The 23,692-nt window shown below is 42.3% G+C and carries 25 protein-coding genes; 8 read left to right on the forward strand and 17 right to left on the reverse strand.

Features of this window, described 5'->3' with window-relative positions; all coding sequences use genetic code 11:
- Positions 1-465: 465 nt before the first annotated feature.
- Together LYNGBM3L_RS43925 and LYNGBM3L_RS19415 are read right to left on the reverse strand one after the other, a co-directional pair.
- Positions 466-618 (reverse strand): hypothetical protein, encoded by a 153-nt coding sequence (locus tag LYNGBM3L_RS43925; RefSeq protein WP_008186876.1) that lies wholly within the window; start codon positions 616-618, stop codon positions 466-468.
- A gap of 48 nt (positions 619-666) precedes the next feature.
- Positions 667-972 (reverse strand): small RNA NsiR4-regulated ssr1528 family protein, encoded by a 306-nt coding sequence (locus LYNGBM3L_RS19415; protein ID WP_044493949.1) that lies wholly within the window; start codon positions 970-972, stop codon positions 667-669.
- A gap of 280 nt (positions 973-1,252) precedes the next feature.
- On the opposite strand from LYNGBM3L_RS19415, the gene LYNGBM3L_RS47625 reads away from it, so the two are divergent.
- On the forward strand, positions 1,253-5,911 hold the full coding sequence (locus LYNGBM3L_RS47625) for an nSTAND1 domain-containing NTPase (protein WP_008186883.1): 4,659 nt from the start codon (positions 1,253-1,255) through the stop codon (positions 5,909-5,911).
- 98 nt (positions 5,912-6,009) lie between these two features.
- A complete protein-coding gene (locus LYNGBM3L_RS43930; RefSeq protein WP_008186885.1) occupies positions 6,010-7,434 on the forward strand; it encodes a hypothetical protein in 1,425 nt (474 codons plus the stop codon).
- A 56-nt stretch (positions 7,435-7,490) separates the two neighbouring features.
- Here the strand turns inward: LYNGBM3L_RS43930 and LYNGBM3L_RS19430 are convergent, their stop codons facing one another.
- Positions 7,491-8,231 (reverse strand): class I SAM-dependent methyltransferase, encoded by a 741-nt coding sequence (locus LYNGBM3L_RS19430; protein WP_008186887.1) that lies wholly within the window; start codon positions 8,229-8,231, stop codon positions 7,491-7,493.
- Between LYNGBM3L_RS19430 and LYNGBM3L_RS19435 the strand changes: the two genes are divergently transcribed.
- The gene (locus LYNGBM3L_RS19435; protein ID WP_008186889.1) at positions 8,230-8,490 is read left to right on the forward strand and encodes a hypothetical protein; all 261 of its coding nucleotides are present in this window, start codon (positions 8,230-8,232) and stop codon (positions 8,488-8,490) included. The two genes, LYNGBM3L_RS19430 and LYNGBM3L_RS19435, sit on opposite strands and share 2 nt — an antisense overlap.
- Before the next feature lie 90 nt (positions 8,491-8,580).
- On the opposite strand, the gene LYNGBM3L_RS19440 is transcribed toward LYNGBM3L_RS19435, so the two are convergent.
- Positions 8,581-8,925 (reverse strand): XisI protein, encoded by a 345-nt coding sequence (locus tag LYNGBM3L_RS19440; protein WP_008186891.1) that lies wholly within the window; start codon positions 8,923-8,925, stop codon positions 8,581-8,583.
- Entirely contained in the window at positions 8,916-9,323 is a 408-nt protein-coding gene (locus LYNGBM3L_RS19445; RefSeq protein ID WP_008186893.1) for a XisH family protein, read from the reverse strand. Before LYNGBM3L_RS19445 ends, LYNGBM3L_RS19440 begins: the two co-directional genes overlap by 10 nt.
- Positions 9,324-9,464: 141 nt before the next feature.
- Here LYNGBM3L_RS19445 and LYNGBM3L_RS19450 point away from each other — a divergent pair, with 141 nt between their 5' ends.
- Positions 9,465-9,710 (forward strand): DUF4926 domain-containing protein, encoded by a 246-nt coding sequence (locus LYNGBM3L_RS19450; RefSeq protein ID WP_008186894.1) that lies wholly within the window; start codon positions 9,465-9,467, stop codon positions 9,708-9,710.
- 2 nt (positions 9,711-9,712) lie between these two features.
- Here LYNGBM3L_RS19450 and LYNGBM3L_RS19455 read toward each other — a convergent pair whose 3' ends face one another.
- The 4 genes from LYNGBM3L_RS19455 to LYNGBM3L_RS19470 form a co-directional block, all read right to left on the reverse strand.
- Complete coding sequence (locus tag LYNGBM3L_RS19455) at positions 9,713-10,576, reverse strand: Rpn family recombination-promoting nuclease/putative transposase (protein WP_044493997.1); 864 nt, start codon at positions 10,574-10,576, stop codon at positions 9,713-9,715.
- Positions 10,577-10,632: 56 nt separating this feature from the next.
- The gene (locus tag LYNGBM3L_RS19460; RefSeq protein ID WP_008186899.1) at positions 10,633-10,971 is read right to left on the reverse strand and encodes a XisI protein; all 339 of its coding nucleotides are present in this window, start codon (positions 10,969-10,971) and stop codon (positions 10,633-10,635) included.
- A complete protein-coding gene (locus tag LYNGBM3L_RS19465) occupies positions 10,959-11,375 on the reverse strand; it encodes an element excision factor XisH family protein (RefSeq protein ID WP_008186901.1) in 417 nt (138 codons plus the stop codon). Before LYNGBM3L_RS19465 ends, LYNGBM3L_RS19460 begins: the two co-directional genes overlap by 13 nt.
- 172 nt (positions 11,376-11,547) lie before the next feature.
- Complete coding sequence (locus LYNGBM3L_RS19470; protein ID WP_008186903.1) at positions 11,548-12,204, reverse strand: hypothetical protein; 657 nt, start codon at positions 12,202-12,204, stop codon at positions 11,548-11,550.
- A gap of 367 nt (positions 12,205-12,571) precedes the next feature.
- On the opposite strand from LYNGBM3L_RS19470, the gene LYNGBM3L_RS48815 reads away from it, so the two are divergent.
- On the forward strand, positions 12,572-12,703 hold the full coding sequence (locus tag LYNGBM3L_RS48815) for a hypothetical protein (protein ID WP_008186906.1): 132 nt from the start codon (positions 12,572-12,574) through the stop codon (positions 12,701-12,703).
- An 880-nt stretch (positions 12,704-13,583) separates the two neighbouring features.
- Complete coding sequence (locus tag LYNGBM3L_RS19475) at positions 13,584-14,318, forward strand: TVP38/TMEM64 family protein (RefSeq protein ID WP_008186908.1); 735 nt, start codon at positions 13,584-13,586, stop codon at positions 14,316-14,318.
- Here the strand turns inward: LYNGBM3L_RS19475 and LYNGBM3L_RS41230 are convergent.
- The gene (locus tag LYNGBM3L_RS41230) at positions 14,315-14,494 is read right to left on the reverse strand and encodes a hypothetical protein (protein ID WP_131827262.1); all 180 of its coding nucleotides are present in this window, start codon (positions 14,492-14,494) and stop codon (positions 14,315-14,317) included. The genes LYNGBM3L_RS19475 and LYNGBM3L_RS41230 overlap by 4 nt on opposite strands.
- A gap of 228 nt (positions 14,495-14,722) precedes the next feature.
- Here LYNGBM3L_RS41230 and LYNGBM3L_RS19480 point away from each other — a divergent pair, with 228 nt between their 5' ends.
- Positions 14,723-16,276, forward strand: a complete 1,554-nt coding sequence (locus LYNGBM3L_RS19480; protein ID WP_044493955.1) for a mercuric reductase — start codon at positions 14,723-14,725, stop codon at positions 16,274-16,276.
- A 99-nt stretch (positions 16,277-16,375) separates the two neighbouring features.
- Here the strand turns inward: LYNGBM3L_RS19480 and LYNGBM3L_RS19485 are convergent, their stop codons facing one another.
- The 3 genes from LYNGBM3L_RS19485 to LYNGBM3L_RS19495 all read right to left on the reverse strand — a co-directional run bounded on the left by LYNGBM3L_RS19485 (position 16,376) and on the right by LYNGBM3L_RS19495 (position 18,865).
- A complete protein-coding gene (locus LYNGBM3L_RS19485; RefSeq protein WP_008186913.1) occupies positions 16,376-16,750 on the reverse strand; it encodes a pentapeptide repeat-containing protein in 375 nt (124 codons plus the stop codon).
- 509 nt (positions 16,751-17,259) lie between these two features.
- Positions 17,260-17,904 (reverse strand): sigma-70 family RNA polymerase sigma factor, encoded by a 645-nt coding sequence (locus tag LYNGBM3L_RS19490; protein ID WP_008186914.1) that lies wholly within the window; start codon positions 17,902-17,904, stop codon positions 17,260-17,262.
- A 142-nt stretch (positions 17,905-18,046) separates the two neighbouring features.
- Positions 18,047-18,865 carry a cysteine dioxygenase gene (locus tag LYNGBM3L_RS19495; RefSeq protein WP_008186916.1) on the reverse strand — a complete coding sequence of 273 codons (819 nt, stop codon included), beginning with the start codon at positions 18,863-18,865 and terminating at the stop codon, positions 18,047-18,049.
- 427 nt (positions 18,866-19,292) lie between these two features.
- On the opposite strand from LYNGBM3L_RS19495, the gene LYNGBM3L_RS19500 reads away from it, so the two are divergent.
- Entirely contained in the window at positions 19,293-20,234 is a 942-nt protein-coding gene (locus tag LYNGBM3L_RS19500; RefSeq protein ID WP_008186918.1) for a glutathione S-transferase family protein, read from the forward strand.
- 152 nt (positions 20,235-20,386) lie between these two features.
- On the opposite strand, the gene LYNGBM3L_RS45930 is transcribed toward LYNGBM3L_RS19500, so the two are convergent.
- The 4 genes from LYNGBM3L_RS45930 to LYNGBM3L_RS19520 all read right to left on the reverse strand — a co-directional run bounded on the left by LYNGBM3L_RS45930 (position 20,387) and on the right by LYNGBM3L_RS19520 (position 23,444).
- The gene (locus LYNGBM3L_RS45930) at positions 20,387-20,524 is read right to left on the reverse strand and encodes a hypothetical protein (protein ID WP_165691867.1); all 138 of its coding nucleotides are present in this window, start codon (positions 20,522-20,524) and stop codon (positions 20,387-20,389) included.
- 33 nt (positions 20,525-20,557) lie between these two features.
- The gene (locus LYNGBM3L_RS19510) at positions 20,558-21,295 is read right to left on the reverse strand and encodes a hypothetical protein (protein WP_008186920.1); all 738 of its coding nucleotides are present in this window, start codon (positions 21,293-21,295) and stop codon (positions 20,558-20,560) included.
- A gap of 437 nt (positions 21,296-21,732) precedes the next feature.
- Positions 21,733-22,341, reverse strand: a complete 609-nt coding sequence (gene hpsU / locus LYNGBM3L_RS19515; protein WP_008186921.1) for a hormogonium polysaccharide biosynthesis acetyltransferase HpsU — start codon at positions 22,339-22,341, stop codon at positions 21,733-21,735.
- 149 nt (positions 22,342-22,490) lie between these two features.
- A complete protein-coding gene (locus LYNGBM3L_RS19520; RefSeq protein WP_008186922.1) occupies positions 22,491-23,444 on the reverse strand; it encodes a glycosyltransferase family 2 protein in 954 nt (317 codons plus the stop codon).
- Positions 23,445-23,692 lie beyond the last annotated feature (248 nt).

A 23,692-nucleotide genomic window follows, 5' to 3' on the forward strand; every position in this document is an offset into this window, starting at 1 on the left:
CGCCCTATGCTGTCGGTTATAAGAGTGACTGTGCTATTAGGCATGGTCGGTGGAACATATTTGGCGATATGACCATCATGTGTTGTAAAAATTGGTATTATGGGCGATAAACAGCTAGGCAAGTCAATTGTTCTGTGTGTGGTACTTGGTCTCATTACTGTAATTCTGCACTTGGTACTTGGTCTTTTATGTGTGTGGTACTTGGTCTCATTACTGTCAATAATATAATTACGGGTTCCACCTGAAACCACGGTGAGATATAAGACTCAGTATCTTTGTGTTCAGTCGTTGGAACTGGGTTCTAGTTCTGCCCAATGATTGTCTAGTATTTTGGGTTGATCAGATTCAATTTCCCCCCAACCATAATTTGCAGCTATTCGTTGTTTGACCTCTAAATAGCACTCCAAATTATGGGTGGTTTTTGCGTTACCGTGGCAGATTACAGTGTTTGCTGGCTTTTCGTGTTTAAGCGAAATTGATCGCACCGGCTCTGATTAGTTCATCCAATGTTTCAATCATCCGTTGGTAGTCAATTTTGCCATCATCGTCTAAGAACCACGATTCATAAGACTGGCCTGTGTTTTTTAGTAGTTTGGCCTGCTCACGTTTCCAGCTCAAAAACTGTGCATGGGTTTTAAATGTGAACTCTGATAGACTAAATTCACTTTACTTACCCCCGTAGTAAAAAGCAATCTCTTTGTCTTTAAGAGGGATAAAATCAGCATCGAGCAGCATTTGATTGAGTTCTGCTTGAGAGATATGCTTCGCTCCAATCCGCACAATTCTTGATCTCATGGTATTGCTGACACCGCTCCGTTGCCGTTGAGCTTCCAATCCCATCACTTGGTTGTAAAGGTCTAACTTAGCTTTGGGGATTGGCGAGCCATCTAAATCAATTCCCTTTGCGATCGCGTCATCAACGGCATCAGCACCTGTAGTGGTTTGAGTCTGGGAATTTCCTTCGGTAGACATGTTAAGCTGATAGTAATAGATACGAGAGTATTTTACCAGGGTATCGGTTTCCTTAACAAAGGGTGGAATTAGATTCAAAAGTCCCCCTTATTAAGGGCAGGGCTGTTTCATTCTGGCAAAAACATAGATGGGTACCCACCCCTAACCCCCAGGAGGCAGGGCTGTTTCATTATCGCCAAAAATAGTTTGAATGCCAACTGCTATATTCCCTGCTCCCTTAATAATTCCTGTTCCATAAAAAACCATAATTCTGTACTTAATAAAATCCCACGGTATATGTATGTTTTCCCGCAATCTCGCCTTGATCATCGGCATCAACAACTACCAAAACGGCATTTCCCCCCTGAACACCGCCGTAAACGATGCCAAAAAACTAATAGAAATTCTCCGCGAGAAGCATGGCTATGAAGTCTGGGAATGCTTAGACGAAGTAGCCACCCTCTCTAACTTCAACAAATTTTTAGACCAAACCCTACCCGAACAAGTCACTGAAAATGACCGCTTATTATTTTACTTTGCTGGTCATGGAGTAGCTCTCAATGGGGATGATGGCCCGGCTGGTTACCTAATTCCTCAAGATGCCAAACTGGGGGATACTAATAGTTATCTGCCCATGACCAAGTTACATGATGCTTTCCATCAATTACCCTGTCGTCATTTCTTGGGTATCCTAGACTGCTGTTTTGCTGGTGCTTTTAAATGGTCAAGTACCAGGGATTTACTCACATCGCCAGAAGTAATTCACCAAGAGCGTTATGACCGTTTTATTACTGACCCGGCATGGCAAATCATTACTTCCTCAGCTTCCGACCAAAAAGCCTTAGATAACTTTAATTTAGATAGCGAACGCGGTCAAATCGGCAATCATTCCCCTTTTGCTAGTGCATTATTAGAAGCCCTAGAAGGTGCAGGAGATATCTATCCTCCTGCCACGAATGGTAAACCGGCGGTCGATGGGGTAATTACAGCCACAAAATTATATTTATATTTACGGGATCGAGTCGAAATTCCCACAGAAAAATGCCGTGTGCGCCAAACGCCCGGTATTTGGTGTTTAGACAAGCACGATAAAGGCGAGTATATCTTTCTGTCTCCAGGACATGAACTTAACTTACCCCCCGCACCACCATTAGATGAGTCGAAAAATCCCTATCGGGGTTTAAACTCCTTTGAAGAGGAACACAGTCAACTATTTTTTGGTAGAACCGAACTAGTAGAAAAGTTACAGGATTTTGTCAATACTCATCCCTTAACTGTGGTTTTAGGTGCTTCCGGTTCGGGGAAATCGAGTTTGGTGAAAGCGGGATTAATTCCCCAGTTGAAACAGGAAAATACCGATAAATGGTCGATAGTGTCACCAATTCGTCCCGGAGAAACCCCCTTCCAAGCTCTCAATAATGCCCTGGTTGAGGCGGGATTACGAAAAGTCGAGTTAGGGAACAAACAAAAAACTCTCACTGAAAGTATTGCGGTTTGGGTTAAAAACAATCCCAAATCGAAGTTATTAATCTTTATTGACCAAAGCGAAGAAATCATTACACTCTGTCAAGATGAGCAGGAGCGCCAGGAATTTTTTCAACAGATACTGGCAGCAATTGATGGCTATCGGGAGCAATTACGAGTAGTATTGAGCCTACGTTCTGATTTTGAACCCCAAATCCGAGATGCGGGCTTAACGTTGGCACCGGAAGTACTAAATCAATTGGGAACCACGGTACTGATAAATCTTTGGCAAAGTGGACGATTTATTGTACCAGCCATGACACGAGGGGAACTAAGGGAAGCGATAGAAAAACCGGCTCAAGCACGGGTAATGTATTTTCAACCCCACGAATTAGTAGAAGAATTAATTGATGAAGTGGCGGATATGCCGGGAGCATTATCCCTGCTGTCTTTTGCCTTGAGTGAACTGTATCTCAAGTATTTAAGGCGGCAACGGCAGTCACAATACGGGGGTATGACTATTGACCGGGCGTTGACTCAAGCCGATTATATGGAATTGGGGGGAGTAATGCGATCGCTAACTCAAAGGGCTGATGAAGAATATCAGAAGCTAGTTCAAGAAAATTCCGCTTATGACCAAGTGATCCGTCATGTGATGCTGCGGATGGTGGCACTAGGTGGAGGTGAGTTAGCCCGTAGGCAAGTACCTTTATGGGAATTGGAATATCCGCCTCAGAAAAATGATTTAGTCAAGGAAGTAATTGAGCGTTTTAGCACAGCACGGTTATTAGTAGAAGGACAAGATGCTGAGGGGAATCCCTATGTAGAACCAGCCCATGATGCTTTAGTGCGGGGATGGCAAAGATTGCTGGGATGGAAGCAAGAGGAGGAGGAAAATTTACTTCTGCAACGGCGGTTGACTCCTGCGGCGGTGGAGTGGAAAAGTGTTAAAAGCAAAAAACAATCATCCGGTTTTGAAGTCAAGGCTGAAGCTGTGATTAATTGGTTGAATGGGAGACTTGACCTTGCTGAAAACTTTCTTAACAAAATAAACAAGCTCGAAAATACGAACTTGGCTCGATTGTGGCAACGGACATCGGATGAACAAAAAGGTTCGAGAGAGAAACCCGTACAGTTTCTTTGGAATGCCAATCCTTATCTCGATGTATTGAATAAAGAACTCAATTCTGAGGACAACTGGTTTAACCAGGTAGAAGTTGAGTTTGTGCAGCGTAGCGTCCGGCGAAAAAGCTTAAATACTCGTCGGAATTGGGGTGTTGCGATCATAGTCATTCTGGGGTTATCTACAGGTTTGGTATTCTCCTTAATTGGTCAGAAAGATGCCCTGATCGGTCAAATTCAGGCTTCTCAGCAAGCCGCTGAAGCCAACTTTGAATTAGGTCAAGAGTTAAACGCTTTGCTTGCCAGTTTACGGGCAGCAAAATCTCTTCAAGATTGGCCAGGATACTTATTCTTATTCAAGCCAGACAGTCAGCTTCAAACTGAAGTGTTACAAACTTTGCGAAAGGTATTCTATTCAACTAGAGAATATAACCGCAGAGAAGTGCCTCAAGGTTTTAAGAAGATGTTTTTTAAGCCTGATGGTACGTTAATTATTGCTACAGCAGAGGATGGTACTGTCCGCTTACAAGACTTCAAAGGCACACCACTACCCAAAATATTTTCAGGACATGAGGGGGACGTAGACCTTGATGTTAGTCCAGATAGTCGCTTATTAGCAACAACTGACAAGCAAGGGACTTTTCGCCTGTGGAACTTAGAAGGAAAACAGGAAGAGCCACGTCAGCTTACAGACTGTATTTCAGGGTTTACAGATACTGATATAGGTCTATTTCTTACTGATGGTGTATATATAGGTGTATATAACAGAGGGATCAGTTTCAGTCCTGATAGCAAGAAGCTTCTAGCCTATTTACAAAAGCGAACTAAGAAGGGCAATTCCAGTACTATCTGCCTGTGGGAAACGGGAGATCAACCGAAGCTATTGAAACGGGAAGTCAATTTCAGTAGTATTAGCTTTAACTCCAAGAACCAGCTAGTAGTAGCTAACGAATCTGGCGATACCCTCAGATTGTCGGACTACAGGAGTCGTAATCAGTTGGCAGAGTTTAAAAATTTTAATCAGGCACCCTCTGGATATCTGGCTTTTAGTCCTACACTCTCGGGAAATCTGGTTTTTAGTCCTATTAGTCCTAATGGTGAATATTTAGCAGGATTGTTTGGAGATGATGTAAGCATTGCCTACTTTCGTAGTTTAGATAGCGAATATTGGAAGGAGTTTAAACCCATAAGTAGAGCTAGCAGTATCATTTTTGATACCGAAGGTCGTCTGATTATTGGGCAAGAGGGTGAGGGTATTATTAGTGTTTATGATGAACCATATAAGATTAATGACTCTTTGTCAGACGCCTTGGAATTTGAACTGAAAGGGCATCAAGGTGGTATTCGTGAGGTGATTTCTAGCTCGTCGAAGGGCAGACAAATTGCTAGTTTAGGTGATGACAATACCCTGGTCTGGTGGAAACTAGATCAGAAGCCATTAGAGGAGTTAGAGCTAATTCCGAATTTAAAAAGTATCAGCATCAGCCCCGATGGTAAACAACTAGCTGTTGTCGGAAGTGATGACACTATTCGTCTGTTGGATTTGAAGGGTAAGGAGTTGAAGCGATTTCCAGATCTTAAAACAACAATAAGGCAAATCATTTTTAGCCCTGATGGTACACAATTGGCTGGAGTTGGTCAAGAGAATAGGATTCGCTTATTGGATTTGAATGGCAATGAGTTGTATAAATCTAAAAATTTTAATAAAACAATTAGCCAGCTTCTTTTTAGCCCTGATGGTACACAATTGCTTGTTGTGGAGAACGATAGTACTGTATATCCGCAGGGTTATGATGATAATAAAACTAGTACTCTCCATCGGTTAAATTTAAACAGTAAAATCTGGAAAACTGAACCTAAGCTATGGGGTGAAATCGCTTTTAGCTCCGATGGCAAGCTGTTAGTGGCGCAGAATGCTTTCGAGGATCACTGGGTAGAGAGAGGTAATATCTTTTTAAAAGAATTGGAGTCTGGTGAGGAATTAGTTAAGTTTAAGAGTGCTAATCGGAGCTTTGATAGTATCGGTTTTAGTACCCAGGGTGGCTTAGTGGTTAGTGCAGAGCGGCATTATGAGGAGAAGGATTATACCTATGTATGGCATATGTCAGGAAAATTATTGACTGCTTTTGACGATGGGCATCAAAGTAAAGTTAATGAAAGTACAGTTGATGAAAGTACAGTTACAAGTATAAGTTTTAGTGCTGATGGCAGCGTACTAGCCACTCTTGACAGTTCCGGAACTGCCAAGTTATGGCGTATAGGAGGGTTAAATGATTTAATAGCCAAGGGTTGTGATTGGGTGCGAGACTATCTTAGTAACCCCAATCTTGATGAGAGCGATCGCAATCTCTGCAAAAATGTACCCCCTCTCTAATCATTTGGCCTATATAGGGTTTATAAATGAGATGAAACAGCCCTACCCTTATTAAGGGGAATAATGGGGGATATCAATCAAGCATTAACAAAACTGAAATGCGACATTGGAAAGTATTATCCCGATTTATTCTATTCATCCTCTCAGCAGTGATCGTACTGCTGAGCTCTGCCCTACCCAATAGTCTTCTTGCCTCCCAAGCTGCTAGTCCTCTTGCCCAAGTACGCATCAAGACCGAAACAGTAATAGGTCAGCAGGATTTTTTCCGAGTTGGTAAATCCCACAAAGGTCGTTGGTGGTTCATTGACCCGGATGGCAAACCCTTCCTTTACCGGGGTGTGACCTCCGTCAACTTTGGCTATCCTGACCCCTATGTTCCGGTTGTCGAAGATAAATATGGTCAAGACCCCGCTGCCTTTCGGGAAGCTAGCTTTGAGCGGCTGCGGAGTTGGAATTTTAATGCTCTAGGAGCATGGACACCACCTCAATTGTGGGATCAGGGTATGCCCTACACGGTTATCCTAAATTTCGTTAAAGCTGCTCCAGACAGTGAACTTAGGGTTGATGACAGGAAGCTAAAGTTACCGGATGTGTTTGATCCGAAATGGATTGAAGGGATTGATGCTAAAGCTAAGGAAATCGTAGCACCGGTGGCAAGTAGTAAGCTGCTAGTGGGATATTTTACTGACAATGAACTTAATTGGGCACACGCGGAAACACGAGACCGAAAGGTTAACTCAGAATTGTTGCTCACCAAGCTCGCCAAGCCATCCTTACTGCAATTTTGCCTTAGCCTCAATCCAGAAAAACCCGCCTATAGTGCTGCGTGGGATTTTGTTTTAAAGCGCCATGGTAATAGTCTAGAGCAATTAGCTAAAGATTGGCAGGTCCCGATTGAATCTAGAGACACGATTAAAGCATGGACTAAGACCAAACAAGGGATTGTTTCTAAAGGCTACTTAGTGGATCAGAATGGGTTTCAAGCAGAATTTGCTCGACGCTATTTTCAGGAAACTGGAGCAGCAATTCACCGCTATGACCACAACCATTTAATCCTGGGATGTCGGTTTGGGGCACCTCCTTCTGATGCAGTATTTTCCGCCATCAAAAGACCTTGGGTAGATGTGGTATCTGCTAACAATTATCGCTACAACATGTATGAGCGCATAGACCTATACTACCAAGCTACAAAATTGCCAGTGCTCAACAGTGAGTTTAGTTGGGGACACACCAGGTTTACTCAACGAGCCTTACCCGATGAACCAGAAGACGGCTTTTCCGAAAGGTCACGGATGATGCGTAATGGCGCTAAGTCCTTAGCCAGGGCTTTGACTCATCCCGCTCTTGTTGGTTATACCTGGTATCGTTGGGTAGATTTGCCCGGTCATACACCCCCGATTAGTTTTGGTCTGGTCAATCTTGAGGATGATCCCAACCTCTCCCATACAACCTTACTGAAGCGATTGAATGCTAGAGCGGATGCGATCGCAACTACAGCAAAGGGAATAGGGAACAGGGAATAGGGAACAGGGAGTAGGGAATAGGGATGCAGCACGTAGCGCATAAGCTGATAGCTTAACTACTTACTTGCTGTAATAAAAACAAAACGGTCAGGAAATTCAAGGATAGATTGTTGAGCATATTTTTCTGATATTTCTGCTAAACCTTCCTCTAACTGTTGATCATCAAAGAATGACAGTAATGACATATAGCGATTTTCTACCATTTTCAAGTATTGCTCTTTAGGAATTGACTGAATATATTCAACAAAATCAACTGAGACGTTGAAGCCTACTTTCTCAAGTAAACTAGTGAGATCGTTATAGTTAGGCTGCCCTCTTTCATATCGCTCTAAAGCTGCTTTGAATAAAGGATACTCAATAGTTGGAGGCAGAAGTATCAGCAAAAACATTCCTCCACTAGTTAGCTTTTGAAACAAACTACTAAATAGTAATTCTTTATTATCTATATGATGAATTGCTTCCTTCATATAGACCTTATTATAACCTGAGGTTTCAGAAACAAAAGTAATCGCATCTACTGCCCTAATTTGGTATTGGGGGTTTAAGGGTATTTGTGAGAGCATCTCTTCAGAAGGATCGACGCAGATCATCGGATTATCTAACTGTATTTCCTTAGGAATTGCTTGGGTAAAAAGCCCTGTGCCACAGCCTAAATCTACAAGAATATCTGTTGAGGTTAAGCGTAAATATTCACTAATTTTTAACCCCATAAATCTAATGTAGTCTTCTGAGTAACTCCACAAATCATCATAGATACTACCGATTTTTTTATAGTGTTTTTGATTTGAGCTACTCATGGCTTTAATTCCTATTGTTCTTTATGATTATCAATATAGCGGTTTTCAATTGGTGAAGTACAAACTTCTGGGTTTTAGGGAGCAGGGAACAGGAAAAAAATCCTGTAGAATAGGCATCTTGCCTGTGTGGAATAGGCATCTTGCCTGTTTGGCAATCTTTTGGGGCGGGCAGGATGCCCACTCTACCGGTGGAATAGGCATCTTGCCTGTTCAGCGATGTTTTGGGGCGGGCAGGATGCCCACTCTACCGGTGGAATAGGCATCTTGCCTGTTTGGCGATGTTTTGGGGCGGGCAGGATGCCCACTCTACTTCTATTCATTGAAAGATTCAGCAACGCCCGAAGTCTAGTTAATCAACGGCAAACTCTGTGTATTGGCGCATGTTGGGGGAGTGGAAGCCAAGGACAATATCCTCAGCTGGAACACCGAGTTCAAGCAATTGGGTAGCAATGCCAATTTCGGTGCCATCATGCTGAATCCAGATTTTACCATTTTTGATATCTAAGTGGAGGCTACATCCGTGGGTGCGACGGTTATCCTTCCAGCCAGTGTGCAGCAACAGATAATGATCTCGTTCTGTGTCCAAAACCGCCTGGGCTTCGATTTCCGGGAAGGTGCGCTTGCGATTGGCTCGTTCTAGAAGTAATTCCTGAATCCACTGACGATATTGTTCTACAGATTCTTCTACAGCCATTCCTGAATAACCTCCTGAGTTTGGTCATAGATCAGTAAGTTGATTTGAGTCTTCTCAATTACTGATCTTACAAAGCGTCGCTGGAAGAAAGATTGGTAAATTGTTTCAGGAATAGCAAGGTAAAGATTACGTTGAGAATCAACTTCATTTAGGGCAAATTGATAATTGATGCATTGCCCAAGGGCAGTATGAAAATCGGAGACAAGGGATCGACCAATAAAGCTTTTGATTTCCACAGCAATTTTTTCTCCTGCTCGTTCCGCAGCGATTAGCTCTTCAGCAAGATCAATTTCAAAATCGACTTCCCCAACACTCAGTTGATAGGGATCGGCAGTAATTACCCAGTTCTCTTTTTCTAGGGCAGTTCTCACTGCATTGTGGAAACGATCCTTTGCCATGAACTTTTACAATAAACAGGAAGCTTTTCTGGTAAGATTATATGCTAGATCGAATGTATTGATCATGCGATCGCACCAGCAAACCTTACTTTTAAATAGTTCACCGGTCTAGTGGTATATCCTCATACAGGAGGCTAGATAATGGCATTTGAGTTATTTTCACGGGTGGCCCTGGGGGAAGATTTTCCCAAGCATAAGTTGCAGCAAGGGGATATTGCAACGATTGTCGATCACCATCCAGTAGAAGACGCAGAGGATGGTTATAGTCTGGAAGTTTTCAATGGGATCGGGGAAACGATCGCCGTTTTAGTGGTTTCCGAGTCACAAATTGAGCCATTAATGAAAAATGAGGTTCTGCATATCCGAATATTAGATGAAGCGGTTTGAAGCTACAACCGATCAATCTCATCAACGCTCAACCCCGTATATTGGGCAATATCCTTCAGGGGTAACCCTGCCGCCTTCATCTGTTTAGCAATCTGCTGTTTTTCTTGTTGTCTGCCTTCCTGAATCAAGGTTTCGGCAATACTATTCATATCCCGATAGACCTTCAGGCTATCTTGGTAACGGAATTGCTCCGCAGATGAGAAATTGGCAATCTCGGCCACCTCAAATAGCTGGGCAAATACATCCTCTTGCAACGGTTCAGGGGGTTCATTCAACTGGGCTAGGTGTTTGAGTAAAAATAACCACTTGTCAAAATGGGTTTCTAGTTGATCAACAGACTTAGTAAATTTGGGTAGTTCAACGTAGATAAATTTGAGCTTATCGTAGAACACTTCACACCGCTGATTTTTTAGCTCCACCACATGCAACAGTTCCGACTCGTGCTTGTGGTCATCAAAGAGAAAATCTAAAATGCCAACGGTATAAACTGCGGTGAGCTCATAATTCCAATATCCCTGTTGAGCCTGTTCTTGGATAGGGAAAGTAGAATAATAGACACTGCGATCGCTGAAAGCGGGACTTCGTCCATCTTTAAAGAAATTTTGCTTGGCCTTCTGCATTTCCACAATGAAGCGTTCACCGGTCTCGCTCTGACAATAAATATCAAAGATAGCTCTTCGATCTACTAAGGTGTTGCCCAAGAACTCCGGATTCTTAAAGGTGACATCCTGAATCTGATGATGGGGAGGCAACAGAGTATTCAAGAAGTCGATCAACAGTGCCTTGTTTGGCTCAGTGCCAAAGACGCGCTTAAAACCGAAATCCGTGAGCAGGTCAATGTATTTATCTGGCAACGGGAAAACCATATCAAAAGCCTCAGATACTGGGGTCAAGCAAAGCTATCAGCTATCAGCTGATGCGCTCACCCCACCGCAAACTCGGTATACTGCCTCATAATCGGTGCCTGATAGGCCAAGACAATATCCTGCTTTGGTACGCCCAACTCAACTAACTGATCTGCGATCGCAATCTCCGACCCATCATGCTGTATCCAAATCTTGCCATCTTTAATATCCACATGTACAGAACATCCATAAATACGGGTGATGTTATCTTTCCAACCCGTATGAACCATCTGGTAATGATCCCGTTCCGTATCAAAAATGAGCTGGGTTTCCATAGCCAGATTCGCCGACTTAATACTGGCACGTTTTTTCAGCAAGTCCTGAATATGCTGCCGATACACCTCTAATTTATCCATTGACTAATCCTTGGTTGCGAAATATCATAAACTACAATAGGAACCTGATTACGCTTGATCGACTTTTGTATGAAGGGATAACTGAAAAAAGCACTGTAAATAGTGTTAGGAACCGCAAGATAAAGTGTTCGATCAGGCTCCTCATCTTCTAAGGCAAGACGATAGTTAATAAACTGCCCAATTGCACCATGGAATTCTGAAATCCTTGAAGTTGATAGAAAGCTTTTAACTTCAATAGCTATTTTTTCATTATTGCGTTCAGCAGCAATCAGGCGTTCTGCCCCCAAATCAATGTAGAGATCGGTAAAACCCAGATCAATGCGATAAGGATCGTGGGTAATGCTCCAACCGTCATTGATTAGAGCATCCTTAACTAGATCATGGAATTGATCCTTAGCAGACATGGGGAAATAGGTACAGGTGTTAACAAACGTCTATCATATAGGTTAGCAAAAAGGGAATCAGCTTTTTTGATGGGTTAATTGGGTTAAGTACTGTTTCGATTTCGATCACTCCTGATATGAGAGGATTTTCGAGGCAAAAGAGATCTGAACCTAAAACTCTTAGTTATTACTTTTAGTTATTAACTTCATCAGTTACTTCCTCCTTGAAAGAATTAGAAGCAAAAAGACCGCGTCCCACTTTTTTCCACCTCCCTTCTTTTGCACCTCGACGCAATTCCGTAGACAAGGAGTTTTTAGCACGGAGTTGCTCATCATCAGATTTGGCATCAAATAGTCTGCTGACAATCTGTTCTCGGTTAACCGGAGCAGCAAAGTTATCTAAGATAATCTCTACCGCTTCCCAGAAGGTTTTACCTCTAAATTCTGGATATAACATATCTCTGGGATTGCGCTTATCACCCTCCTCATCCTCTTGGTTTTTTATTTGGTTTTCTTCAAATGATTTCTCCTCTAATTCATCATCAAAAAAATTGACTTTGCCGACATTGCTATTTGAATTTACAGTGGTATCTTGTTCAGACAAATGATTGCTATTGACCTCATTTTTTTCCTGCAAGGCTATCGCTATGTCCGCTACCATATCAATATCATTGCTGGATAGTTCTGCTTCAAGCTTATCCTTAAAATAGGCAACATTTGCCCGCTTTTGCTCGACTAAATTATTTAATTTAAGAAGGTTTGCTTCCGCTTCAGCAAGTTCTTGCTGGGTTTGTTTTAGCCGATCTTTGATCCAATTAATATGGTCTTCTTGAGCAGATTTAATATTCATGGTTGTGAGCTGAATGTTTTTTTATCAAGCTTTTACGGAAAGTATACCAGTCTTTTTTTAGTTTTGGCAATCGAGCAAAAAATCAATAAAAATAACAAATAGTTATTTTGCTCAACCCCTTAGTATCCTTCTGTCCCAATCCTGCTAAAGAAAGGTAGTCACAAGTACAGGACTTAGGCAAAACTGGTCAACAAATCCTATAAATAGTAGGATGCATTAATAAAAACCGCTACAGGTAGGGTTGCTGGGGAAGTCCTGACTCTTATGAGTATGTAATAGGATTGCCTGTTTGCCTGCGCTGCGCTCTACCTTAAAACGCGATCGCTCAATCACTTTTAGTTATTTATATATAACTAATTAATAAACTATGAACCCAGAAGACTTTGAGGATAGCTCTATTGTACTTAAGTTTCATGTGTCACAAGAGAGTATCAAGTTTCCCAAGACTTACCCAGTAGATCTACCTGTAGAGTGTGTGATTAACCCACCCTACTACTGATAGAGTTTCGTCTCTAGTTTGGCGTCAGTCCTTTACCTCAACGGCTTTTTGCTGACTTCTGGCTCCTAATCAAGACTTCGAGCATAACCAGTCCAAGATCCTCTATCTGCTTCTTCTGTGCAAGTCAGTCCAGCTGTCGATGCAGTGTTAATCAATAGTTACCTAATATCCTTGATTAATTTTAACGTATAACGCCCCCTATGTAACTTTAAATCCAGCTCTAATTTAGATGAACTAGTTAATTGTTTGCTATAACTAAAAAAAATCTGTGATCAGAGCTGCTGTTACCTTGTTACAAAATTAATCTGTCGTCTGATTTTAATAGTTAATATTAGCTATATAAATAAACCTGATTTTTTGCTGAGTATCACCTAAATTTAGCCTTAAAATTAAGCAAAAGTATTCTTATTAAATTTAAATTAGTTTCACTAGCTTTAGCTCCCAAAAACTATTGTATGATGATCATCAACAAGCAATTGATACTGCAATTGTTTGTTGGCCACTCTCTAGAAAGCTGATCGCCCTAGGCTGAAGGCTAAATGCTTAACTGCCTTCAGCCGTCAGCCGTCAGCCGTTAGCCGTCAGCTTTTAGGTCACCCTAAACGAACAGCCGTAAACTGAGGTAACAGAGATTAAACCAATGCTTACTTGTTTTATTCAAAAGCTGTGCGCTTAGCGTGCGCATAAGCTGATAGCTGATAGCTGATAGCTGATAGCTTACCTGTAAACTTATAAACTTTTGTTAATTTCATTACCCAACAAGCTATTTAAGATAACCATATCTGTAGATAATTTGATTACTATGTCTCAAGTTCAAGTGCAACGCTCCCAACTCATGATAAGTACAAGAAGAAGCAGTCAATCTCGTCCCCGAAACGTCATGAAGGGTTTAAAGTTAGTTTCATTAACATTACTGGCAATGGTGATGGTACTGGTGGTACATGCTGAGCCGAGTTTCGCACAGGAATCCGCTAGTAGTGGAGGATTCAATCCCCAAGAAATATTGCGCAATGCTTTGCAGTGGATTGATAGTCTCGGACCCATCGGAGCGATCGCATTTATCGCAATCTATATCATTGCTGCCGTAGCATTTTTGCCTGGGTCTATCCTAACCCTAGGGGCTGGGGTAGTATTTGGTGTTTTCTTAGGCTCAATCTATGTGTTCATCGGAGCCACTATCGGAGCCACGGCTGCTTTTCTGGTTGGACGTTATCTAGCTAGGGACTGGATTGCTCAAAAAATTGCTGGAAATGATAAATTTAGTGCCATTGATGAAGCAGTAGGTCAGGAAGGATTGAAAATTGTGTTCTTGACTCGACTATCTCCGGTATTTCCCTTCAATCTCTTAAACTATGCCTATGGTCTAACTGGGGTTTCGCTGAAAGACTACGTCTTAGGCTCCTTTGGCATGATTCCAGGAACATTAATGTACGTTTACATCGGTTCTCTGGCTGGAGACCTGGCCACTCTTGGTAGTGGTGACGCACCCACCAATCCCACTGTCCAGTGGGCAATTCGGATTATTGGTTTTATCGCCACTGTGGCAATAACACTTTTTATTACTAATCTGGCTAAGAAGGCTTTAGACAAAAGAGTTTCTAAGGAAACAGTTTAGAAGGTTAACAAGTTGAAGGTTAGCAGGTTTAAGGTTAGGAGGTTGAAGGTTGTTCGCGTAGCGTGGCCTTTTGGCCAAGGTTGAAGGTTATAGGTTAGGAAGTTGAAGGTTGTTCGCGTAGCGTGGCCTTTTGGCCAAGGTTGAAGGTTGTTCGCGTAGCGTGGCCTTTTGGCCAAGGTTTAAGGTTAGGAAGTTTAAGGTTAGCAGGTTAAAGTTAAAGGTTATAGGTTATAGGGATCCGTTTAGGAATTGTAATAATTTTTGTTCCCGATTCCCGATTCCCGATTCCCGATTTCCGACTCCCGACTCCCGATTCCCGACTCCCGATTCCCGACTCCCGACTCCCTACTCCCTAATCCCTAAAAAAATAATCTAATTTTGAACTATCAAAGGAGTTATTATAAATGTCAAGTTCTCAATACCAAAGAGTTACTGTCCCACCCATGGATGAGTATAACCAGAGGTTGGTTAACTACGTTCATCCAGGGGATTGGGTTAATCCGAAACCTGTTGATTGTTATGACTTAGTAGTTATTGGTGCTGGTACAGCTGGATTAGTTACAGCAGCAGGTGCAGCAGGTATCGGTGTTGGTTTGAAGGTGGCGTTGATTGAACGGCATTTGATGGGTGGGGATTGTTTAAATGTAGGTTGTGTCCCCTCCAAGTGTTTGATTCGGTCATCTCGGGTAGTGGCTGAGATGCGCAATGCCGGAGCCTTTGGGGTTAAAGTTCCAGATAATATTGAAGTAGACTTCCCCGCAGTGATGGAACGGATGCGTCGGCTACGGGCAGGGATTAGCCATCACGATTCTGCTCAACGCTTTAAAGATACCTATGGTATTGATATATTTTTAGGCAATGGTCGGTTTACCGGTGAGGATACCATTGAAGTAAACGATACTACCCTCAAGTTTAAGAAAGCGGTAATTGCTACAGGAGCAAGAGCAGTGCGACCCCGAGTTGAGGGCATGGAAGAGGCGGGGTATCTCACCAATGAAACGGTATTTTCTCTGACAGAACGTCCCAATCGACTAGCTGTTATTGGTGGCGGTCCAATTGGGTGTGAATTAGCTCAGTCTTTCCGCCGTTTAGGTTGTGAAGTAGTGCTGTTTCATCGCGGTTCTCACATTTTAAATAAAGAAGATGCTGACGCCGCCGATATTGTTCAAAAAGTCTTTTTAAAAGAAGGTATCCGTTTAGTCCTGGGTGCCCAATTGAACCGGGTCGAGAAGACAGAGGCAGGTAAAACCTTACACTTCAATAGCTGCACTGGTTTGGAAGAGTCGGTCACAGTAGATGAAATTTTGATTGGTGCTGGACGTGCGCCCAATGTAGAAGGGTTAAATTTGGAACTGGTCGGGGTAGAGTATGACCAGCGTAAAGGAGTTAAGGTGAATGATTACCTTGAAACTACCAATCCCAAAATTTATGCTGCTGGTGATATTTGCATGGACTGGAAGTTTACCCATGCAGCGGATTCAGCAGCACGGATTGTGATTAAGAATACTCTATTTTCTCCCTTTGGCTTCGGTAAATATAAACTGAGTAATTTGGTTATGCCTTGGGCAACCTATACTGATCCAGAAATTGCCCATGTGGGGATGTATGAACATGAAGCTCAAGCCAAAGGGTTTAATGTTAATACGATTAAAATTCCCTTTAGTACTGTAGACCGAGCGATCGCAGATGGCGAAGAAGAGGGATTTGTTAAAATTCACCACAAGAAAGGGTCAGATCAAATCCTGGGAGCAACTATTGTGGCAACTCATGCAGGGGAAATGATTTCTGAAGTGACTACAGCAATTGTCCATAAGATTGGTTTGAGTAAGCTTTCGAGCGTAATTCATCCCTATCCAACTCAAGCAGAAGGAATTAAAAAAGCGGCAGATGCCTATCGCCGTACCCTCTTAACACCAAGAACTAAAACATTTTTAGAATTCCTGACTAAGCTTTCTTAGGGAAAAAGGAGCGTTGCTTAATCATTCCATGATTAAGCAACGGCGTTTTATCTGGAGATGATTGCCAGTAGGCATCTAGGAAGCTAAATCTTGAGTAAATCAGGAAACAACCCTACCATCAGGCATAACCGTACCCCATACTTCTGCATCCTTCCAGTCTACTTCAGCGAGATCCCCACCCTTGAAATTGGCAGCTCTCAAATCTGCTCCACTTAGGTTTGCTCCAGCAAGTTTCGCTCGACCTAGATTTGCCCTGTGAAGCTTGGCATCAGTCAAATTAGCTTTTTCCAATCCCGCACAACGCAACTTAGCCCCACTCAAATCAGCTCGGCTCAGGTTAGCCCCGCTTAAATCTGCTCGACTCAGATTCACACCACTAAGGTTGATACCACTCAGATTAGCTTGAACTAGGTTGATAGCACAAAAATCTCGTTCCCCTGCTGCATACCTTTCTTGGAGTTCTTTGCTATTCATGTCGCCTTACCCCGATTTTACTTTAGTTAAAGGTTTCTATTAAAGAGAGTAAAAATATTGCCCAACGTGACAAACTCAAACATTTTTTTTTCATAGCTAATAAACGCACAAAAGTGCCTGTGTACTAACAGTTTCACAGTCATCTTTGTAATTTAACTACAATTACTAGTTATTTATAGGGTGCATATCAATACCTGAAATTAGGCAAAAATCATAATAAAATTCCTACAATAATCACACTCCTCACAACCACACTCCTCACAACCACACTCCTCACAACCACACTCCTCACAACCACACTTACTTTATTGTTTAGAAAGATGAGATGGGGTGCATCTCATATTTGTAAAAAAGTTGTGTAGGGTGCGTTAGGGGGGGCTCATTTTCCGCTTCGTAGCCAGGCTTTGGATAGCCCGCCCCGTAACGCACCACCGTGTCAAACAGCAAAAATGAGATGCACCCGATGAGATGCTCCCTATCTAGAATTTTATTTTGCTCACCAATCCCGTTTATAAATAAAGTTTGCGAAGCTTATTGAGTGCTCGAAACTTTTTTTGCCGAATATTTTCTGCCGTATACCGGGGATAGCCCTTATGTTCTAAATGACTGGCAATTTCAGCACAGGAAAGCTTTTTAAAATAGAACAACTCCAAAATTTCTGAGTCTTGATCAGGAAGTTGTGTTATCTTCTCCCATACTTCCACGTTCTCTATATACTGCATAGGGTGAGTGTGACGGGCAAATGGAAGCACATTACTCTGACCAATCGAGAGTGAACTTTCCCACTGTTGGGAACTAATATCTAAAAACCTCTTATGATCACGGTGGAGTCCCCTTATGTAATTCAAGATAACTTTTCGGACCCAAGCTTTTGGATTAATAATTGGCTCTCTTAATTCACCCTTAATTATAACCAGGTAAAGTCCCTCATCAACGTCTAAATAGGACTCTAGTTTCCCGGATTCGATTAGTTTTTGGACAAGTAAAAAGACATCGTTTATAATGTCTTTATGGGTATACTTGCTATTAAGATTAAATTGGCACAGCCAAACTTTTATTTTAATCGATAGTGAATCTAAAAGGTTGGCAAGTTCTTCCTGTTCCATCATTTCACCCTGATCGGAGCAATTTTGATCTGTTTGGGGTTTTAGCATTTGAATTGTTTTCCTGATAATGCACACTGGTGTAAATGAAATCACTTATATCGTCGTCGATAGGGCAGGCTAGAAAAATATTTTCTGCTCTGCCCAATAACAAAAAGCTAGACTAAATTGTGATCAGCAAGCGCCAAGCCGATCATTTTCGCCTATCAACTAAATCAGGACGAGACTTATCCGGTTCACAATTTTCTAAGGGTTCACAGGATATAAGTCTTTGTTTGAAGAACCGAACATGCACAGTAACGAGTCTCTCTTGAGACTCGTTAGCAAGCTGGTGAGTCTGATGAAATCCAACGCAGACTAACTGACCTTCTATGAACTTTTTCTCGTCCTTTGTTCGGTAGCCCTGTTTTCCGTGCAAGTGCTCCACTGGATCATAAAAGCGGTGGGTAAGGGTTCCTTTGTAGACACGGATTATGGTAATTTTATCTTCGTGGACATGTATTTGTGAAAACTGACCCGGCTCCCAAGAAATAACAGAAATATTACCAAAAGGGGTCGTACAAACTAAGTGGGTATGGTAGTCACTCTTTTTAAAACTAATAGATTGCTCGATTAGCTTTTTACTCAAATTAAGCTTCACCGCAAGGTCTTTGAACCTCTCCATACTCATTTCTTGGGGCGCTATGGCATTTACCTGATAGATAAACTCTTCTAGGGAAAGGAGACCAGAGCAACCTGAAGAGGGAGAAGACTGCAAGGACTGGCTGATCAGCTGATCTACCTTGTCAATGCACTGGTCAAACTGCAGATCTAATACTGCCAGCTCAAACATTTGTGCCATTCTCTTACCATCTTCTTGGGCAAGCTCTTTTTGAGTCGCGAGCTGGTAATACTCTTGAACCAACTCAAAAAGCTCTGGCTGTTCCGGAAGATTATCTGGCTCACAGACTTCTCGCACTATTGTTTTGAGTTGTTCTTTGGAATCTTCTAAAATTTCACATTGACTAAACATAGTGACAAACTTCCAGGTATCTAATAGGCGTTCCTTGATCTACTTTTCAAAAGCGCTTGCTCTTGGAAAGCTTGGTTTCTATAAATAAGAGACCACAGGAAGCGAAACGTGACGCAGAGTTTTGTAAAGAATTATTACGGGTTATCACCACAGGTGCTGGCTAAAAACCAATACCGCCCCTCACCACCCATTCCACTGCTCCCTACCATAACGATAACTGCGCCTGTTCATAGCTAGCCATTCAGTTTTATCCAAAGATTCAGCAATGCCGAGAAAGCTAAAAACCAAAAGCAAAGAGGGTTTTAAGGGATGCAGTCCCTACTCCCGACTCCCGACTCCCGACTCCCGACTCCCTACTCCCTTAGCAATAGATAGTATAAAAAAAATACCATGGCCGTTGGCCACGCTAAACGAACAGAGGAAAACTATGGCAACAGGGATGCTCGTTAACGGAAAATGGACTAACGAAGTCTATCAGCAAGACCCCCAAGGGCGATTCATGCGTAATCCCACCAAGTTCCGTAATTGGATTCGTGCTGATGGCTCCACAGACTATAAACCAGCCTCTGGACGCTACCATCTCTACATTTCCTATGCTTGTCCCTGGGCGCACCGCACTCTGATTATGCGAACCTTAAAGGGATTGGAGGAAGCGATTACCCTGTCTATTGTTGACCCATTGATGGATAAAGATGGATGGGAATTTTCCGATGGGCCTGGTTGTATCCCTGATACAGTAAATGGTGCTCGCTATCTGCGGGAAGTTTATATAAAAGCTGACCCTAACTGTACCGGACGGGTAACGGTTCCAGTACTTTGGGATAAGGAAACTGGCACGATTGTTAATAATGAATCCCGTGAAATTATTCGGATGTTTGACATAGAGTTCGACGGGATTGCTCAGTCGGATATCAGCTTTTATCCGGAGAATTTACGAGAAGAGATTGATAAAACCATTGATGCCATTTACCAACCTATTAATAATGGTGTTTATCGAGCAGGATTCGCTACTACTCAGCAAGCTTATGAAGAAGGAGTAACTGACCTCTTTGATGCCCTTGACTATTGGGAAGGGGTGTTAGGTAAACAGCGTTATCTCTGTGGCGATCGCATTACAGAAGCCGATTGGTGTATGTTTACCACTCTGCTACGCTTTGATTCAGTTTACTATTTCCATTTCAAATGTAATTGGCAACGAATTCTGGATTATCCCAATTTGTGGAATTATCTCAAAGACCTTTATCATCAGCCAGGGGTAAAGGAAACCTGTAATATTGACCACATTAAGCAGCATTATTATAGGAGTCATCCCTTTATTAATCCCTCTGGTATTGTTCCAAAAGGACCACAAATTAGTTTTAGTGATTAAGGCTATCAGCCATAAGCTATCAGCCATAAGCTATCAGCTATCAGCTATTAGCGATCAGTTATCAGCTATCAGTTATCAGCTATCAGCCATCAGCTATCAGCTATTGGCTATCAGCTATCAGCCATCAGCTATCAGCTATCAGCTATCAGTTATCAGCCAAAGGTCTGTGGCCAAGCTACACTGAACACCTTTTGAATAAAATAAGCTGACGGCTGACGGCTGACGGCTGACGGCTGACGGCTGACCGCTGACGGCTGACGGCTGACCGCTGACCACTGACCACTGACCACTGACCGCTGACCGCTGATAGCTTACGTGTTAACTTATTCTTGATTCAAAAATGGAGACTTAGATTTGATTTTAAATACGGAATCTGAAAACTCACCAATAGAATCAGGGACAGATACAATTTCCGGTTCGGTGCGTTTTCCAAACATCAAGGTAGCCTTACTAGTCGAGGGAGAGAAAAGAATCTGTGTGATTTTGCTATAATCCCACCGTTTCTGATCATAGAGAGCAAGCACTTTCGTAAGATTATCTAAGGTCATCTCCTCCTTATTCTCGAACATAAACTCAACAGGACGATTAAAGACTTTGTCCAAAAACTTGCCGTAAAACTCATCAATATAGAGGTTTCGAGTTTGTGTCATCATCAGTACCTTACGCAATTCCTGACTTAACTCATAGGCTCCGTCTTTGGTGCAAATCACCTGCTCATTGATAGCAACCGATTTCCGAGACCGATTTTTGCGACAGGGATTATTGTTAGAAGACTGTACCACTCGTCCAGAGTTGAGGTCGTCCCCAAGTTGATCAAACTCATCAACCACTCCGCGTGTGCCTTGGATTATACGCCTGCCTTCACGAATGGTATTGGTTACTTCTTGGACATCTCGACGGATTTGGCGGAGCTCATCGAATAATCCAGCAATCTCGAAGGTGCTAACATTGCTATTGTCATGCTTCCGAGGTACTATTCCGGCTGTTGCGGGAAGCACTTGCCACATCACGGACGCTGACAACAGGTAAGCTGAACCTTGGAAAATGAATTTGTGAACCATGACTATGGAATCCTGACTTAAAGTGGTCCACTATCTTTTTCTTTTAGCAAAATGAAAATCCGGAAACTTATCAACAATTTTTCCGGATCTGGTTAACTTCCCCTTGTATAGCAGAAGTCAGAAGTCAGAAGTCAGAAGTCAAACTCTTGCGCTTCTTGATGCAGTCGCTCATGGGGGAAACCCCCAAGACCGCTTAGGTGCTTTTTCCGTTGGCGAATTAAATTCGCCACGGGTCGCACCTCTGCATCGCTTACAAAGGGTGTGAGACTTTTGTCATGTCCTAACTGCCCTGGCGACTGCTATATGATCTTCTCCGGTTGAATAGCTACACTTTCCACCCGACACCCGACACCCGACTCCTGACTCCCAATTCTAAATTCTAAATTCTAAATTCTAAATTCTAAATTCTAAATTCTAAATTCTAAATTCTTAATTCCCTACTCCCTACTCCCTCTCTCCTCGATTTCCCGTCGATAGCGAGGACGTGCTGGTATCCCCCAGCATACTTGCTGCTCTGGGATATTACTAAACACAGTGCTGCGAGCACCAATTACAGCATTGGCTCCAATGTGGACACCGGGCGCAATGAAGCAATCAGCGGCAATCCAGGCTCCATTACCAACACTAATCTCAGATGTGATTAAACCAAAGGCTGGGTCTTTCATATCGTGGCTACCAGTACAGAGGTAACATTTTTGAGAAATAACGCAATGACTACCAATGCGAATCCGATCCAAGCTGTATAAAACCACATCATCCCCAATCCAACTGTAGTCACCAACTTCTACTTTCCAGGGGTAAGTAAAACGAGCAGTGGGTCGAATGATGACATTAGTACCAATCTTGGCTCCAAATAGTTGTAGCAGCCATCGGCGGAAGCCATTGAAGTTATGAGGACTTAAGGGAAATGCGATCGCTTGCACCAACCACCAGAGTAAGATTAACCAGCCCGGACGTCCTCGGTCAAACCAAGATTGGTCGTACTGGCGTAAATCCACTAAGGGTGGTAAATCTAACGCTGGTAGTTTACTTAAGTCATTAGTCATAATCTAGAATGTAGAATGTAGAATGGAGAATGCAGAATGGAGAATGGAGAATGCGGAATGGATAATTCTTAATTCTTAATTCTACATTCTTAATTCTTAATTCTACATTCTTAATTCTTAATTCTACATTCTTAATTCAAAATGGATTCTCAGGGATTTGGAGAGACAACTGATGGCTTTGGCGTTACTGGTGTCTGTGCTGGTTCAGTTTTTTCTACATTCAGCTTACCGCTAAACTTTTGTAACTCATAGAGTTTGACACCAATTTGATACTCATACTGACTCAACAGGCGTCCATAAATGTACCCAGCTTTTCCATCTAAAAAGCCCAGCTGGATAAAGTAAAACAAAATAAACCGCAGTATTGGTTTAAACGGTAGTCTAACCCAGATTTTTTTCAGAAACCGCTTACGCTGCACGGCGCTTCCAAACAGATTTCCCCCGATGGTGCCAGAGTCATCTTTACCTGTTAGTAGATTTAGATAGACACGAGCTTCCCAATTGGAGTAGCGATTGTGCCGTTCTAGCCAATGGTAAATGTCCTTAAAGTCAATGTGCAGCATATCATTTTGAAGATAGCCAGCTTTGCCTTGTAGGACAACGTGTTCATGAACTTCGTTGTCTCCAGTATTGGGAATTCCTTCCGTTTTTAAGTTTTCGTAGCGACCTTTTTCGTGTTTAAATAACCGTAAATTCCAGTCTGGATATTTGCCACCAAAGCGAATCCATTTCCCTAGGAAGAATACTCTACGATTGATATAGTAGCCGTTATAATCAGCATTGTCGATTGCCACAGCAATTTCATCCCAAAGTTCTGGAGTAATGCGTTCGTCACAATCAACAATTAATACCCATTGATTGCGGAATTCAAGATTGTCTAAGCTCCAGTTTTTCTTTTTGGGCCAAAACCCATCAAAATAGAATTGAACTAGGTTTGCACCATATTCTTCCACAATTTCAATGGAGCGATCGCTGCTTTGGGAATCGACAACAAACACTTCATCTGCTCTATTAACACTCTCAAGACAAGCTGGTAAATTAGCCTCTTCATTTTTGGCTGGAATTAGAACTGATACCGGAAGTTTAGTGTTAGGGGATTTCATAATTAAACACCTGCAATTGTGGACGTTTTATGAAAAGTTTATTGGCCTAGAATAACTAACAGCAAGCCTTAACTAAAATTAAGGCTTATCAGTCAACAGTTAACAGTCAACAATCAACCAAAATTATCTGTGCTATAGCAAAGGGAACCTATTATCCAGTCTCATTAATGACTGGACTGATTGTGGGATAGAGAGGAGTTGCTCCTTTTTGACATCTCCCCCGGCTGAAGCACGGAGGATTCTACAAG

This window comes from Moorena producens 3L, assembly GCF_000211815.1.
GTDB classification, from domain to species: Bacteria; Cyanobacteriota; Cyanobacteriia; order Cyanobacteriales; family Coleofasciculaceae; genus Moorena; species Moorena producens.